The sequence below is a fragment of the Arthrobacter sp. AL12 genome, from assembly GCF_029960645.1.
Taxonomy (GTDB): Bacteria; Actinomycetota; Actinomycetes; order Actinomycetales; family Micrococcaceae; genus Arthrobacter.
The window spans coordinates 221,703-234,543 of sequence record NZ_JASBQY010000001.1 but is presented as its reverse complement, the minus strand read 5'-3'; the positions used below and the strand labels follow the sequence as shown (position 1 = coordinate 234,543).

Annotated in this window: 16 protein-coding genes and 3 tRNA genes; 15 read left to right on the top strand and 4 right to left on the bottom strand. The window is 67.2% G+C overall.

Annotated features, from left to right (window positions below; all coding sequences use genetic code 11):
* Positions 1 to 16: 16 nt before the first annotated feature.
* From QK291_RS01140 to QK291_RS01125, 4 genes are all read right to left on the bottom strand, one after another.
* Entirely contained in the window at positions 17 to 937 is a 921-nt protein-coding gene (locus QK291_RS01140; protein WP_282378285.1) for a cation diffusion facilitator family transporter, read from the bottom strand.
* A gap of 10 nt (positions 938 to 947) precedes the next feature.
* A complete protein-coding gene (locus QK291_RS01135; RefSeq protein ID WP_282378283.1) occupies positions 948 to 1,400 on the bottom strand; it encodes a metallopeptidase family protein in 453 nt (150 codons plus the stop codon).
* Positions 1,401 to 1,421: 21 nt separating this feature from the next.
* Positions 1,422 to 2,414 (bottom strand): DMT family transporter, encoded by a 993-nt coding sequence (locus QK291_RS01130; protein ID WP_282378281.1) that lies wholly within the window; start codon positions 2,412 to 2,414, stop codon positions 1,422 to 1,424.
* Between the two features lie 97 nt (positions 2,415 to 2,511).
* The gene (locus QK291_RS01125) at positions 2,512 to 3,393 is read right to left on the bottom strand and encodes an ArgP/LysG family DNA-binding transcriptional regulator (protein WP_282378279.1); all 882 of its coding nucleotides are present in this window, start codon (positions 3,391 to 3,393) and stop codon (positions 2,512 to 2,514) included.
* Positions 3,394 to 3,462: 69 nt separating this feature from the next.
* Here QK291_RS01125 and QK291_RS01120 point away from each other — a divergent pair, with 69 nt between their 5' ends.
* The 15 genes from QK291_RS01120 to QK291_RS01050 all read left to right on the top strand — a co-directional run bounded on the left by QK291_RS01120 (position 3,463) and on the right by QK291_RS01050 (position 12,814).
* Positions 3,463 to 4,065, top strand: coding sequence for a LysE/ArgO family amino acid transporter (locus QK291_RS01120; RefSeq protein ID WP_282378278.1), 603 nt, complete (start codon positions 3,463 to 3,465; stop codon positions 4,063 to 4,065).
* Between the two features lie 55 nt (positions 4,066 to 4,120).
* On the top strand, positions 4,121 to 4,759 hold the full coding sequence (locus tag QK291_RS01115) for an FMN-binding negative transcriptional regulator (protein WP_282378276.1): 639 nt from the start codon (positions 4,121 to 4,123) through the stop codon (positions 4,757 to 4,759).
* Positions 4,760 to 4,917: 158 nt separating this feature from the next.
* Positions 4,918 to 4,990 (top strand) — tRNA-Glu (locus tag QK291_RS01110).
* 96 nt (positions 4,991 to 5,086) lie between these two features.
* A tRNA-Asp gene (locus tag QK291_RS01105) sits at positions 5,087 to 5,160 on the top strand.
* Between the two features lie 48 nt (positions 5,161 to 5,208).
* A tRNA-Phe gene (locus QK291_RS01100) sits at positions 5,209 to 5,284 on the top strand.
* Between the two features lie 207 nt (positions 5,285 to 5,491).
* Complete coding sequence (locus QK291_RS01095) at positions 5,492 to 5,956, top strand: Asp23/Gls24 family envelope stress response protein (protein WP_282378275.1); 465 nt, start codon at positions 5,492 to 5,494, stop codon at positions 5,954 to 5,956.
* Positions 5,953 to 6,144 carry a hypothetical protein gene (locus QK291_RS01090; protein ID WP_024367397.1) on the top strand — a complete coding sequence of 64 codons (192 nt, stop codon included), beginning with the start codon at positions 5,953 to 5,955 and terminating at the stop codon, positions 6,142 to 6,144. The genes QK291_RS01095 and QK291_RS01090 overlap by 4 nt, the downstream gene beginning before the upstream one ends.
* Positions 6,141 to 6,521, top strand: a complete 381-nt coding sequence (locus QK291_RS01085) for a hypothetical protein (protein WP_282378271.1) — start codon at positions 6,141 to 6,143, stop codon at positions 6,519 to 6,521. Before QK291_RS01090 ends, QK291_RS01085 begins: the two co-directional genes overlap by 4 nt.
* Before the next feature lie 107 nt (positions 6,522 to 6,628).
* Entirely contained in the window at positions 6,629 to 7,192 is a 564-nt protein-coding gene (locus QK291_RS01080; protein WP_282378922.1) for a DUF6286 domain-containing protein, read from the top strand.
* Positions 7,189 to 7,800 carry a hypothetical protein gene (locus QK291_RS01075; protein WP_282378269.1) on the top strand — a complete coding sequence of 204 codons (612 nt, stop codon included), beginning with the start codon at positions 7,189 to 7,191 and terminating at the stop codon, positions 7,798 to 7,800. Before QK291_RS01080 ends, QK291_RS01075 begins: the two co-directional genes overlap by 4 nt.
* 232 nt (positions 7,801 to 8,032) lie before the next feature.
* Positions 8,033 to 9,319, top strand: coding sequence for an ABC transporter substrate-binding protein (locus QK291_RS01070; RefSeq protein WP_282378267.1), 1,287 nt, complete (start codon positions 8,033 to 8,035; stop codon positions 9,317 to 9,319).
* Positions 9,320 to 9,325: 6 nt separating this feature from the next.
* On the top strand, positions 9,326 to 10,363 hold the full coding sequence (locus QK291_RS01065) for a sugar ABC transporter permease (RefSeq protein WP_282378265.1): 1,038 nt from the start codon (positions 9,326 to 9,328) through the stop codon (positions 10,361 to 10,363).
* The gene (locus QK291_RS01060) at positions 10,360 to 11,247 is read left to right on the top strand and encodes a carbohydrate ABC transporter permease (RefSeq protein WP_282378263.1); all 888 of its coding nucleotides are present in this window, start codon (positions 10,360 to 10,362) and stop codon (positions 11,245 to 11,247) included. The genes QK291_RS01065 and QK291_RS01060 overlap by 4 nt, the downstream gene beginning before the upstream one ends.
* A gap of 10 nt (positions 11,248 to 11,257) precedes the next feature.
* Entirely contained in the window at positions 11,258 to 11,512 is a 255-nt protein-coding gene (locus QK291_RS01055; protein ID WP_282378919.1) for a hypothetical protein, read from the top strand.
* Positions 11,513 to 11,668: 156 nt separating this feature from the next.
* On the top strand, positions 11,669 to 12,814 hold the full coding sequence (locus tag QK291_RS01050; protein WP_282378261.1) for a LacI family DNA-binding transcriptional regulator: 1,146 nt from the start codon (positions 11,669 to 11,671) through the stop codon (positions 12,812 to 12,814).
* Positions 12,815 to 12,841 lie beyond the last annotated feature (27 nt).

Sequence of the window (12,841 nt, the reverse complement as noted above, 5' to 3'; positions counted from 1 at the left end):
AGTGCGGGTCCGGTGCTCAGGCGTGCTGGTGGGATTCGTGCTCCGCGTGGGAGACCGGTTCCAGCTGGAACGTGCAGTGATCGGTGTCGAAGTGCGAGCCCAGGCAGCTAACGAGCTTGTCCAGGATCTGGTCGGCGCCGCGGGCGCCCAGGGCCGCATCCTCCACCACCACGTGGGCGGAAAACACCGGCACGCCGGAGGTGATGGTCCAGATGTGGATGTCGTGCACGGACACCACCCCCTCCACGGCAAGGATGTGCTCGCGGATCATCTGGACTTCCACGCCCTTGGGGGTCGCCTCGAGCAGCACGTCCACGACGTCGCGGAGCAGGTGCCAGGCCCGCGGCAGGATCATCAGCGCGATGACGATCGAGGCGACGGTGTCCGCCGTCTGGAAGCCCGTGACCATGATGACCACGGCGGCGGCGATGACGGCGAAGGAACCGAGCAGGTCGCCCAGGACCTCCAGGTAGGCGCCGCGGACGTTGAGGCTCTCCTTCTGGGCGCCGCGGAGGATCAGCAGGGACACGAGGTTGGCGACGGCGCCGAGGACGGCCGCATAAAGCATGACGTCGGTCTGCACCTCGGGGGCGGAGCCAAGCCGCCGGATCGCCTCCGTGAAGATGACCACCGAGATCACGATCAGGACAAGGGCGTTGGCCAGGGCGGCCAGCACCTCGGCGCGCTGGTAGCCGTAGGTGCGCTGCTCGCTCGCCGGCCGGGCGGCGATCCAGGCGGCCAGCAGGGCGATGAAGACCCCGGCCGCGTCGGACAGCATGTGCCCGGCGTCGGCCAGCAGGGCCAGGGAGCCGGAAACCAGCGCGCCGACGATCTGGATCAGGACGACGGCGAGGGTGATGGCCAGGACGGCGACCAGGCGCTTCCGGTGCTTGGCCGTTCCGGTAAGGCCGTGTGTGTGGCTGTGGTCGTGTCCCATGCCTACAAGGCTATCCCCAGCCGAGCTCGTGCAGGCGATCGTCGCTGATGCCGAAGTGGTGTGCGATCTCGTGGACCACGGTGACCGTCACCTCGTCGATGACGTCCTCGCGTGTTTCGCAGATCTCCAGGATCGGCTGGCGGTAGATGGTGATGCGGTCCGGCAGCGAGCCGGCGTCCCACCACGAGTCCCGTTCGGTCAGGGGCACGCCCTCGTAGAGACCCAGCAGCACGGTGTCCGGATCCTCGCCGGGCTGCGGGGTGTAGTCGTCCTCGATGAAGATGGCCACGTTGTTCATGGTCTTGGCCAGGTCCGGCGGGATCCGGTCCAGGGCGTCGCTCACCGCGGCTTCGAAGTCGGTCTCGGACATCGGGAACGGCGCGTGGTCGCGGCCGCCGCCCTTTCCGCCGTCGTCCGGGCTGTCCGGAATGATCGGGAGGCCTGGCGGCAGGGAAGCGGGCATAGCTGAAACTCTAGCGCCGAATCAGCGGGACCGCCGTCGCGTCAACCCCACCCCCACGAGGCAGATGCCGCCGCCGACCAGGCCCCAGATGGTGGGGATCTCGCCGAGCACCAGCCAGGAGATCAGGATCGTGGTGCCGGGCACCAGGTAGGTGGTGGCGGCGAGCCGGCCGGCGTCGATCAGCGACAGTGCATAGGCCCAGGTGGTGAAGGCGATCGCGGTGGGGAAAACGCCGAGGTAGACGAGGCCCAGGGTGGCCGGCAGCGGGGCCGCCTGCAGTTCGGAGATCAGCTGGCCGCTGAAGGGCAGGCAGCAGATGGCACCGACCATGATGCCGAACCAGGTGGCCTCGGCGGCGGGGAACTTCCGCAGCACCGGCTTCTGCACGATCACACTCACCGCGGCGAGGGCCGCCGCCAGCAGGCACAGCAGCACGCCGGCGACGTCCGCCGTCGACCGCTGGCCGGAACCCAGGGCGATCACCGCGACCCCGCCGAACGCGACGAGGCTGCCGATGATCAGCCAGCGCGGGAAGCCCTCCTTGAGGATCACGCCGGCCATGATGGCGACCAGGATCGGGTTGACGTTGATCAGCAGGGCGGCCGTGCCGGCGTCGAGGAGGTGCTCCGCCGCGTTCAGCGCCACGTTGTAGCCGCCGAACCACATGACGCCGTAGGCCAGGATGGGCCACCATTCGCGGCCGCGGGGGAGGTTGCGGGTCTTCAGGAGCCGCGGCAGCACCACCAGGCCCAGCACGACGGCGGCAATCGCCAGCCGGCCCAGGGTCAGGGAGCCGGGGGAGAAGCTCGGTCCCACGGCGCGGATGCCCACAAAGGCGGACGCCCACAGCACCACAGTGACCACGACGGCGGCGATGCCGAGCCGGCTGATCTGGCCCGGCTGCAGGGTCTTGGACGGGGGAGCGGGGGCGGGAGCGCGCGGCGGCACTTCGTGGGTGCCGTTGGGGTGGGTGCTGTCCGGCTGGGGGGAGCCTGTCTGGGCGGTTGTGGCCATGCTGCCAATCTAGTCCGCGCGGCGGCCCCGGGGCTGGCGGAAATCGGCCATGTCTAGTCGAGTTCCTGCCAGCCGGGGCGCAGCCGCGCCCGGCGGCTCACCGGAGGGGGCGGGCGGCGGCCTGGATTGCCGCTGCGACCTCATCGAGGGCCGCCGATCCGTGCCGCCACTGCTGCCAGTGGAGCGGAACGTCGACGTGCGCGGCGGGGTCCAGGGAGACCAGCGTGTTGCGCTTGAGTTCCTCCGACACTTCGATCTCGGGGAGTAGCCCCCAACCCATCCCCCAGCGGATGGCTTCGCCGAACTCGTGGGCCGCCGGGACATAGTGCCGGGGCGGCTGGAGTGCGGGGCGGCTCACTGATCGCAGGTACCGGTCCTGCAGGTCGTCCTTGCGGTCGAAGTTGATGACGGGGGCGGCGGCGAGCGTTTCCGCCGCTGCCCCGGCGGGGAACCACCGGGCGGCGAAGGCCGGCGTGCACACCGGCAGGTAGCGCATGACGCCCAGCCGCCGCGATGAACAGCCTGGTGCCGCCTTGGCCGTGGTGGTGATGGCCGCGGCTGCGGCGCCGCTGCGGAGGAGCTCCAGCGAGTAGTCCTGGTCCTCGCGCAGGATCTCCAGCTGGACCGTGTCCGCCACGGCCGCCAGCCCGGGCAGCGCCCAGGTGTGCAGGGAATCGCTGTTGATGACCAGGGTCAGCCGGACGCTGGCGGGCTGCGCGCCGGGCTGCAGCTCTTCGGCCAGATCGGCGGAGAGCATGTCCAGCTGCCGGGCGAAGCGCACCACCGCGTGGCCGGAGGACGTGAGTTCTACGGGGCGGGTCCGCTTCAGCACCGGCCGGCCGACGGCCACCTCAAGGGCGCGTACGCGCTGGCTCACCGCCGACGCTGTGACGCCCAGGTGGCTGGCGGCTGCCTCGAAGCTTCCGTGGGCCACGATGGCCGCGAGGGTCCGGGCCTGGTCCGGATGGATGTCGATCATTAGCTCATCTTATGTTGACCAAGAACTATTAACTGGTTTCATGTTCGAGGGACCTCTACCGTGGAACCCGTGATCCTCCCTCTCTTTTCGGGCCTGGCAAGCGGGCTCTCCCTCATCGTCGCCATCGGCGCCCAGAACGCCTTCGTGCTCCGCCAGGGCGTCCAGCGCTCGCACGTTCTGCTGGTTGTTGCCGTGTGTGCCCTCTCCGACCTCGTGCTGATCGTCCTGGGCGTGGCCGGGGTCGGCGTCCTGATCGAGCAGGCACCCGGCGTTCTCGAGGTGGCGCGCTGGGCCGGAGCCGCCTTCCTTCTGGCCTACGGCGGCATGGCCGCAGCGCGGGCCATCCGCGGAATGCAGGCGTCCCAGCCGGTGACCGGGCAAAAGGGAACGTGGGCGGCCGCGCTGGGGACCTGCCTCGCGCTGACCTGGCTCAACCCGCACGTCTACCTGGACACCGTCCTGCTGCTGGGGTCCCTGGCCGGCACCCACGGCCCGGACGGGCGGTGGTGGTTTGCCGGCGGGGCCGGCCTGGGAAGCGTCGTGTGGTTCGCCGCCCTCGGCGCCGGTGCCCGGTTCCTCGCGCCGGTGTTCGCCCAGCCGGGCAGCTGGCGGGTGCTCGACGGCGGCATTGCCCTGGTTATGGTCACCCTGGCTGTCATGCTCGTAGTCTGAGCTCGTCAGCCGGCCAGCACCACTCCGCACAACACAACCGACAAAGGAAGCCACCATGTACGTCCCCTCGCACTTCGCCGCCGACCAGGAAGCCGTCAACGAACTGCTCTCCAATCCGGGCGCGGCCAACCTGGTGACCTCCACGGAGCGCGGACTGCTCGCGACGCTGCTGCCGTTTGTCTATGATCCGGAGGCCGGCGAGCACGGGGCGCTGCTGGGCCACCTCGCCCGCAACAACGACCAGTGGCTCTTGCCGGCATCGGGGGAATCCCTGGTGATCATCCAGCGCCCCGACGCGTACATTTCCCCGTCGTGGTACCCGTCCAAGGCAGAACACGGCCGGGTGGTGCCCACGTGGAACTACACCACGGCGCACGTGTACGGCCGGCTGGTCATCCACGACGACCCGGCCTGGGTGGAAAACCTGGTCCGGCGGCTGACCACACTGCACGAGGCGTCCTCGGCGGAGCCGTGGACCGTCGACGATGCACCCGCGCGTTTCACCGCCGGGCAGCTCCGGGCGATTGTCGGCGTCGAACTTGTCATCGAGCGGGTGGAGGCGAAGCGGAAGCTGAGCCAGAACCGGCCGGCGGCTGATGTCGACGGCGTCATCGCGGGCCTGCGGGCCAAGGGCGAGTCGGCGGCGGCCGGCGACGTGGAGCGGGCGCAGCAGGAACCGGGCCGGCGTCGTTAGGCGCCCCGGACGGCAACAACCGGCGATTTTGGATAATCCGGGGGTCTGCCCTTATAGTTTTATAGTCCAGTTCGGAGGAACCCGAAAGGACAAAAACGAGAGGCCTCGGCCCTTAATTTTTGTCTTTGTTTCAGCGGTTTTATCCGAATGGCGTTCTGGCCCCCATCGTCTAGCGGCCTAGGACACCGCCCTTTCACGGCGGCGGCACGGGTTCGAATCCCGTTGGGGGTACGCAAGGAACTGGTCAGGCCGGGTGTGAAAGTCTGGTAGGCTAAAGGCCTTGAAAAATTGCAGTAGCGATACTGCAGAGAAGCAAGAAAACAGCAAGGCCCTGTAGCGCAGTTGGTTAGCGCGCCGCCCTGTCACGGCGGAGGTCGCGGGTTCAAGTCCCGTCAGGGTCGCTCTGATTGCCAGAAGAAATTCCGGCTCTCATGGTGACGTGTCACCTAGGCTCTGTAGCTCAGTTGGTAGAGCGTTCGACTGAAAATCGAAAGGTCACCGGATCGACGCCGGTCGGAGCCACCACTGGGAAGCATCAGTTCTTCGGAACTGGTGCTTTTCTTCTTTAACCCCATCGGTTGCTCCGCAACTGCCCTTCTGGCGGGGCAAAAGGGCAGTGCTGGAGCAATCGATCAAAGGTCGACGGCGGCGACGGCGGCCAATCACGCCCCAAGCGGCCACCTTGTCGTTGGCAGGTACTAGGGTGGTCACAAAGAGAAGGGGGAGTGCCTTATGGAATACCAGAATTCCCAGCCCGCAGCGGCCCCGGTGCCCGGGTTCGCCGCCGAGCTGCCGCTGCCCGGCGCAGGCCGCACCGTCATTTCCGAAACCGCCGTCGCGAAGGTCGCGGGCATCGCCGCCCGCTCCGTTCCCGGCGTGTACTCCCTGGGCAGCGGCCCGTCCCGCGCGCTCGGCGCGTTCCGGGACGCCGTCGGCAGCTCGGACCACGCCGCCGGTGTCCGCGCGGAGGTCGGTGAAACCCAGGTCGCCGTCGACATTGACCTGGTGGCGCTGTACGGCACACCCCTGCACGCCCTGGCGGACCAGATCCGCGCCGCCGTGTACGCGGCGGTCGAGGAACTCGTCGGCCTCCAGGTCATCGAAGTCAATATCGAGATCAACGACGTCTACGTGCCCGGCCCGGCGAAGCCCGGCACCCCGGCCGAGGCCCGGCCATCAAGGGAGGCAATCCAGTGAATCTGACGGTTGTGGGGATCGCAATGGGCGCCTTCGTCGCGTTCATGTCCTTCCAGTTCGGCGTCTGGGGTTTCCTGGGTGCCCTGCTGTTCATGGGAATCGGTGCCCTGCTGGGCCGAGCCGCGGAAGGGAAACTGGACCTGCGCAGCGTGCTGGATGCCCTGACGGGCCGGCGTTCCTCCTCATGAGCGCGACAGCTGGTGCGGTCCGCGCCGCAGCGATGGCTGGACACACCAGGATCAGCACCCAGGCGCTCACCAGCGTGGCCCGGGCTGCCGCGGCAGAAGCCCTCGGCGTTCCGCCGCATGACGTGCGGGCCGAGTGGTCCGACGACGACGGGCTGCTGGCGCTGTCCCTCGTCTCGCCCATCACCCTCCCGCCGCTGGCCGCAGTCCTGCGGGACCCCGGACGCGTCGCGGGCTCCGGCGGCTCCGTGTGGGACCGGGCCGTGGCCGCCAAGGCCGACATCCTGCGCCGCGTGACCGAACTGAGCGGCGCCCGGCTGAGCCGGGTCGATATCCGGATCAGCGGCGCCAGCGTGAGAGAGGGAGGGCGGGTCCATTGAGCCACACCACCGACCGTCATTCCAGCGAGGGACGCCACGTCCCGCCCGCTCCCAGCGCCGCACCGTACACCGCGAACCCGGCAGCTGCCGGGACGGGTGCCGCGGGCGTGGAACAGACCCTCAAGCGCGAGACGCACTCCTCCAGGGCTACGGCCTCGATCATCGCCGCCGTGCTCGTCATTGCCCTGTGCCTCTATGCGCTGCTGGAAACCGCGGTCCGGGCCGTCGGCCAGCCGCCCTGGCTGGTGGACCCACAGACTGCCGCGGAGAAGGTGGTGGCACTCCCGAGCGGGGTTCCGCCGCTCCTGCTCGGCGTCGTTGGCGCGGTGCTGGTCATGGCCGGGCTGTACTTCTTCCTGAACGCGGTACTGCCGGGACACCGGGCCCGCCACGTCCTGCTGGACCGCCGCGCCGCCGTCGTCGTGGACGACGAAGTGATCGCTTCCGCGCTGGCACGGCGTGCGCGGCTGGCCGCCAATGTGAGCCAGGAACAGGTGATCGTGACGGTGTCCCGGCAGCAGATCGAGGTCAACGTCCGGCCTACCTCCGGCGTGCCGTTGAGCCGGGGTGCCGTCCTCGCGGCCGTCCAGGATGAGCTCCGGGAGATGGGGTTGTCCCCGGCGCCGGAGGTCCGGATCAACGTGGCCTCGGCCGGGGTGGTCGGCGCATGAACGGCACCCCCCGAACCCTCAACCGCATCCTGATCGGGATCCTCGGCCTCAAGCTGCTCGCCATCGGAGTAATGCTCATCCTCCTGGCGACAGTGCCGGCGGTCGCCGCCTGGTGGCAGGGCTGGGCCGCCGGCGTCTGGAGCATCTGGCGGGATCTCTTCGAGCGCACACGCTTCCCCGGCCGCGCCGAGAGCTGGCTCTGGATCGTGATGGTCCTGTTGCTGCTCCTCGTAATCGGTGCCATGGTGGCCTGGGTTGCCCAGCAGGGCAAGGGCCGGGCCAACACGCTCCTGTCCGAAGAGGATCCCGGCGAGGTGCCCGGCAACGTCAGGATCGGCAGCGGAGTGGCCGAGCAGGCACTCCGGGCCGCCCTGGCAGACCGGCCGGACCTGACCGGCACGACTGTTGCGACCTACGAATTCCGCGGCGAACCGGCCCTTAGAGTCAGGATCCAGCCGCGCCATGGCGTGGCACCGCACCGGCTCGCAGCCGAGGTGTCCGGCCTCGTGGAGGCGCTCGACGTCGCGCTCGGAAAACGCACCCTGGTGCTCATCCACATCGCCTCGGGTGCCCGGTCGAGGTTTGGCCGGGCCGAACGGGTCCGCTGACCGCTGTGAGCTTTCGCCAACATCTTCTGCCGGCACGCTGGAGGCGCCGCGTGGCCGGAGTCCGTTGAATCGGCGCGGACCGGCTCACAGAAAAGGCTCCGGAACAAGGGTCTCCTTTCTGTAAAGGTTCTATGTAAACGCTTGCATTCCTCACCGCGTGGTGATTAGTGTGATGGGCACCATACGAACGCACCGCCGTTTTTGACCGGTACTCAGCGAGGAGCCCCACAGTATGAAAACACCGAAGTTCCTACTTCCCGTCGCCGCAGCAGGCGCTCTAGCCCTGACGCTCTCCGCCTGTGGCGGCGGAGGAGGGGGCGCCACCGCCACCGGCGGTGGCGACGCCGCGAACGGCCTGGATGCGCGCGGCCCCATCACCTACGTCCAGGGCAAGGACAACAGCAACGTTGTCCGGCCGCTGATCGAAAAGTGGAATGCGGCCCACCCGAACGAGAAGGTCACGTTCAAGGAACAGACCGACCAGGCCGACCAGCAGCACGACGACCTTGTGCAGAACTACCAGGCCAAGAACCCCAACTACGATGTCGCGAGTGTCGACGTCGTGTGGACTGCAGAGTTCGCCGCGAAGGGCTGGCTGCAGCCGTTGAAGGACAAGATGGCAGTAGACACGGCGGGCATGTTGAAGCCCACCGTTGAAGCTGGCTCTTACAAGGGGACGCTCTACGCGGCTCCGGTGTCGTCCGATGGCGGCATTCTTTACTACCGCTCTGACCTCGTCCCCACGGCTCCCAAGACCTGGGACGAGATGATGGGCATGTGCTCCATCGCCAAGGAGAACGGCATCGGCTGTTTCGCCGGCCAGTACGCCAAGTACGAGGGCCTCACGGTGAACGCCTCCGAGGCCATCAACTCCGCCGGCGGTTCCGTGCTCAACGCGGACGGCAAGCCGAACCTGAACACCCCCGAGGCCAAGGAAGGCCTCCAAAACCTCGCCACGGCCTACGCCGACGGCAACATCCCCAAGGAGGGCATCACCTTCCAGGAGGAACAGGGCCGCCAGGCCTTCCAGGACGGCAAGCTCCTGTTCCACCGCAACTGGCCCTACGTCTACAACCTGGCCGTGACGGAAGGTTCCTCCAAGGTCAAGGACGTTCTCGGCATGACGGCGCTCCCCGGCAAGGATGGCCCCGGCGCCTCAACGCTGGGCGGACACAGCGCGGCCGTCAGCGTCTACTCCAAGAACAAGGCCACGGCCCTGGACTTCGTAAAGTTCCTCGTCAATGAAGAGAACCAAAAGTTCTTCGCCACCCAGGGCTCACTGGCCCCCGTTATCGAGGCCTTGTACGAAGACAAGGAACTCGTAGCCAAGCTGCCGTACCTTCCGGTGCTGAAGACCTCGATCGAGAACGCCGTGCCGCGTCCTGTCACCCCGTTCTACCCGGCCGTCACCAAGGCCATCCAGGAAAATGCATACTCGGCCATCAAGGGTGAGAAGACCGTGGACGCGGCTTTGTCCGATATGCAGAAGTCCATCGAGTCCGCTAGCGCGGGACAGTAGCTAACCATGGCAACCGAATTGGGCCCGACGCCGGTCAAGGAACCGGCGTCGGGCGGTGCCCCGATCCACCACAAGCCTAAGGGCGTCGGGGAGGACAACGCGATTGCGAGCCAGGGCAAGTGGGCCGCATGGCTCCTGGCTCCGACCATCTTCGCACTGGCGATTGTGATCGTTTACCCGATCATCAGCGCCATCGTGATGTCGTTCCAGAAGGACGCCGGCCTTGACCCCGCCACGGGGCTCTTCACCGAAGGCGGCCCGGCTGGATTCTCGAATTACACGAACTGGATTTTCCAGCAGTGCGCCGCCCCGGACGGCGGAACCGTAGCGTGCCCGCCAGGTACCCTCGGCGCTCAGTTCTGGTCCGCCACCGGTACGACCTTCTACTTCACCATCATCACTGTGACGCTGGAGACGATCCTCGGCTTCTGGATGGCGATCATTATGGCGCGTACGTTCCGCGGACGCAGCCTGGTCCGCGCGGCCGTGCTGGTGCCGTGGGCCATTCCCACGGCTGTTACGGCCCAGCTGTGGCTGTTCATCTTCGCCTTTGAGGGCATCGGCAACAAGCTGTTCAACACGACGATCCTGTGGACGGGCAGCGAAATCCCGGCCCGGTGGGCCGTCATCATCGCCGATACCTGGAAGACGACGCCGTTCATGGCGCTGCTGATCCTGGCCGGGCTGCAGATGATTCCGGCCGAGGTCTACGAAGCGGCCAAGGTCGACGGGGCATCCGCGTGGCAGCGGTTCCGGATGATTACCCTGCCGCTGGTGAAGCCGGCCCTCATGGTAGCGATCCTCTTCCGTACGCTGGATGCCCTGCGGATGTTCGACCTCCCGTACATCCTGACGGAGGGCTCCAACAACACCACCACGCTCTCCATCCTGGTGGTCAACCAAATCAGGCAAGGCTTCAACTCCGCCGCAGCCCTGTCCACCATCACGTTCATCATCATCTTCATTGTGGCCTTCATCTTCGTTCGCTTCCTCGGAGCAAATGTCGTGGAGCAGCAGACCGGCGCAGGTAAGGGGAAGAAATGACCGCCGCGACCGAACTACGAGCCCGGCAGGACCGGGGCCGCAAAGTGGCGCAGAATCGCGAGAAGTGGGCGAGCGTCCGTACGTATGTCAGTGCGGCAGTCATCCTGTTCTGGTGCCTTGCACCGGCGTACTGGATGGTGGTCACGGCATTCCGAGACGTGGGCTACACCTACGACACCTCGCTCCTGCCCACCCACGTGACGCTTGACAACTTCAAAACAGCCTTCGATACATCGTTCGGCAACAGGTTCGGCCAGGCGCTGCTGAACAGTCTGTTCATCGGCGTCACGGTAACCGTGATCTCGCTGGTGGTCGGCGTTTTCGCAGCCTACGCGCTGGCCCGGCTGAACTTCCGGTTCAAGTACCTGGTGCTGGGCTTCATCCTGGGGGCGTCCATGTTCCCCGGGGTCGCCCTCATCACCCCGCTGTTCCAGCTGTTCACCAATATCGGCTGGATCGGCACCTACCAGGCGCTGATCATTCCGAACATCTCCTTCGTCCTCCCGTTGACTGTCTACACGATGACGTCGTTCTTCCGGGAAATGCCGTGGGAGCTTGAGGAAGCCGCGCGGGTCGATGGCTGCACCCAGGGGCAGGCGTTCCGGCGGGTCATCATGCCGCTGGCGGCACCGGCCATCTTCACGACAGCAATCCTGGCGTTCATCTCCTCATGGAATGAGTTCCTGATCGCCAGCCAGCTCTCCAACGATGCGACCCAGCCGGTGACGGTGGCCATTGCCAACTTCGCCGGGGCCCAGCCGCAGCAGATTCCCTACACGGCCATCATGGCCGCCGGAACGATCGTCACAATTCCGCTGGTGATCCTGGTGCTGGTCTTCCAACGTAAGATCGTCGCGGGCCTCACCGCCGGCGCCGTGAAGTGACGGCTTGGCGATGAAGGGCAAGTCCAGCGGTGGTCTGGTGCGCAGCGAATACCGCCATGTCCGTTCCGGGGAGGATTTCGACATCATTATTGGGCTCCTCGGGTTCTGGGGACTTGTGCTGCTTATCATCACCGTCTGGATGGAGGTCACCGGCCAGCCCGCGCTGGGCTGGGCCCTGGGCCTGCTGGCCATGGTGCTCGCCTTGTACGGATTGATCCGGCTGCGCCGGCGCCTGCCGGAAAGGACGGCGTCCCGGCGCAAGTGAACGCGGGGTCACCTAGCGCCCATCCCGAGGGGGTTTATGGGCGGCAAGTGACCCCACGTTGCTTGGGAGGGGCATTTGTTGCCGTGGGCGAGGCAGGCTAATGGAGTACTTCGGAGGCCGCGGGTTGCCTCCGAGGCCAGTCGACAAGGGGACACGGTGGCAAGGACAACAGACAGGGCACAGCGCGGCGGCCACTCCGGGGTCAGCATCGAAGACGTGGCCGCCGCCGCCGGAGTGTCCACCGCCACCGTGTCCCGCGCCGTCCGCGGCCTGCCCAGGGTTTCGCCCGCCACCCGGGAGAAAATCCTGGGCATCGCCGCAGACCTGGGCTACGTCGCCTCCTCCTCGGCGTCCGGGCTGGCCACCGGGCGCACCAAGACCATTGGCGTGTTGGCCCCCTTCGTCAGCCGCTGGTTCTTCTCCAAGGCCATCGAGGGCGCCGACCGTGAACTGCACGCCCGCCAGTACAACCTCTCGCTCTTCAACCTGGGCGGCCACGGCAGCAACCGTGAGCGGCTGTTCAGCAAGACCATGGTCTATAAACAGATCGATGCGCTGCTGGTGCTGTGTATGGCACTGACCCATGAGGAAATCGAGCACCTGCAGAAGATCGACATCCCGCTGGTCGTCGTCGGCGGCCACGTAGAGGAATGCCCCTACATCGGGATCGACGACTACGCCGCCGCCGCCACGGCCGTGCGGCACCTGATCGACCTCGGCCACACGGAGATCGCCCTGCTGCACGGCGACGACGAAACCGACCTTAACTTCGACGTCCCCCGGGTCAGGATCCAGGGCTTCCGGGATGTCATGGCCGAAGCCGGCCTGAACGCGCGGCAGGAATGGGACGAATGGGGCGACTTCACGGTCCGCAGCGGCCAGGACGCCTTCCACCGGCTCTGGGACAGGCCCGGACCCAAGCCCACGGCAATCTTCTGCGCCTCGGATGAGATGGCCATGGGGATCATCTTTGAGGCCAACCGGGCCGGGGTGAAGGTCCCTGAGGACCTCTCTGTTATCGGGATCGACGACCACGACTTTTCGGAGGCCATGGGGCTCACCACGGTCCGGCAGCGCCCGGACGAGCAGGCCGAACTGGCCACAAAGATGCTGCTGGACGAGCTCGACGGGATCGCCGGGTCGGTGCGCTCGACGGTTGCCCCGCACCAGCTGATTGTTCGGAGCACGACGGCGCCGCCCGCGGATGCGGAGGCCGCGCCCGGAAAGGCGCCGCGCCGGGAACTCCCACCCCCCAGGCCAGCCGCCCGTAGCGCCGGCCGCCCTAGCGCCGGCAGCGTTTAGCACCCGCTGGCAGCGGCCGTTAGCACG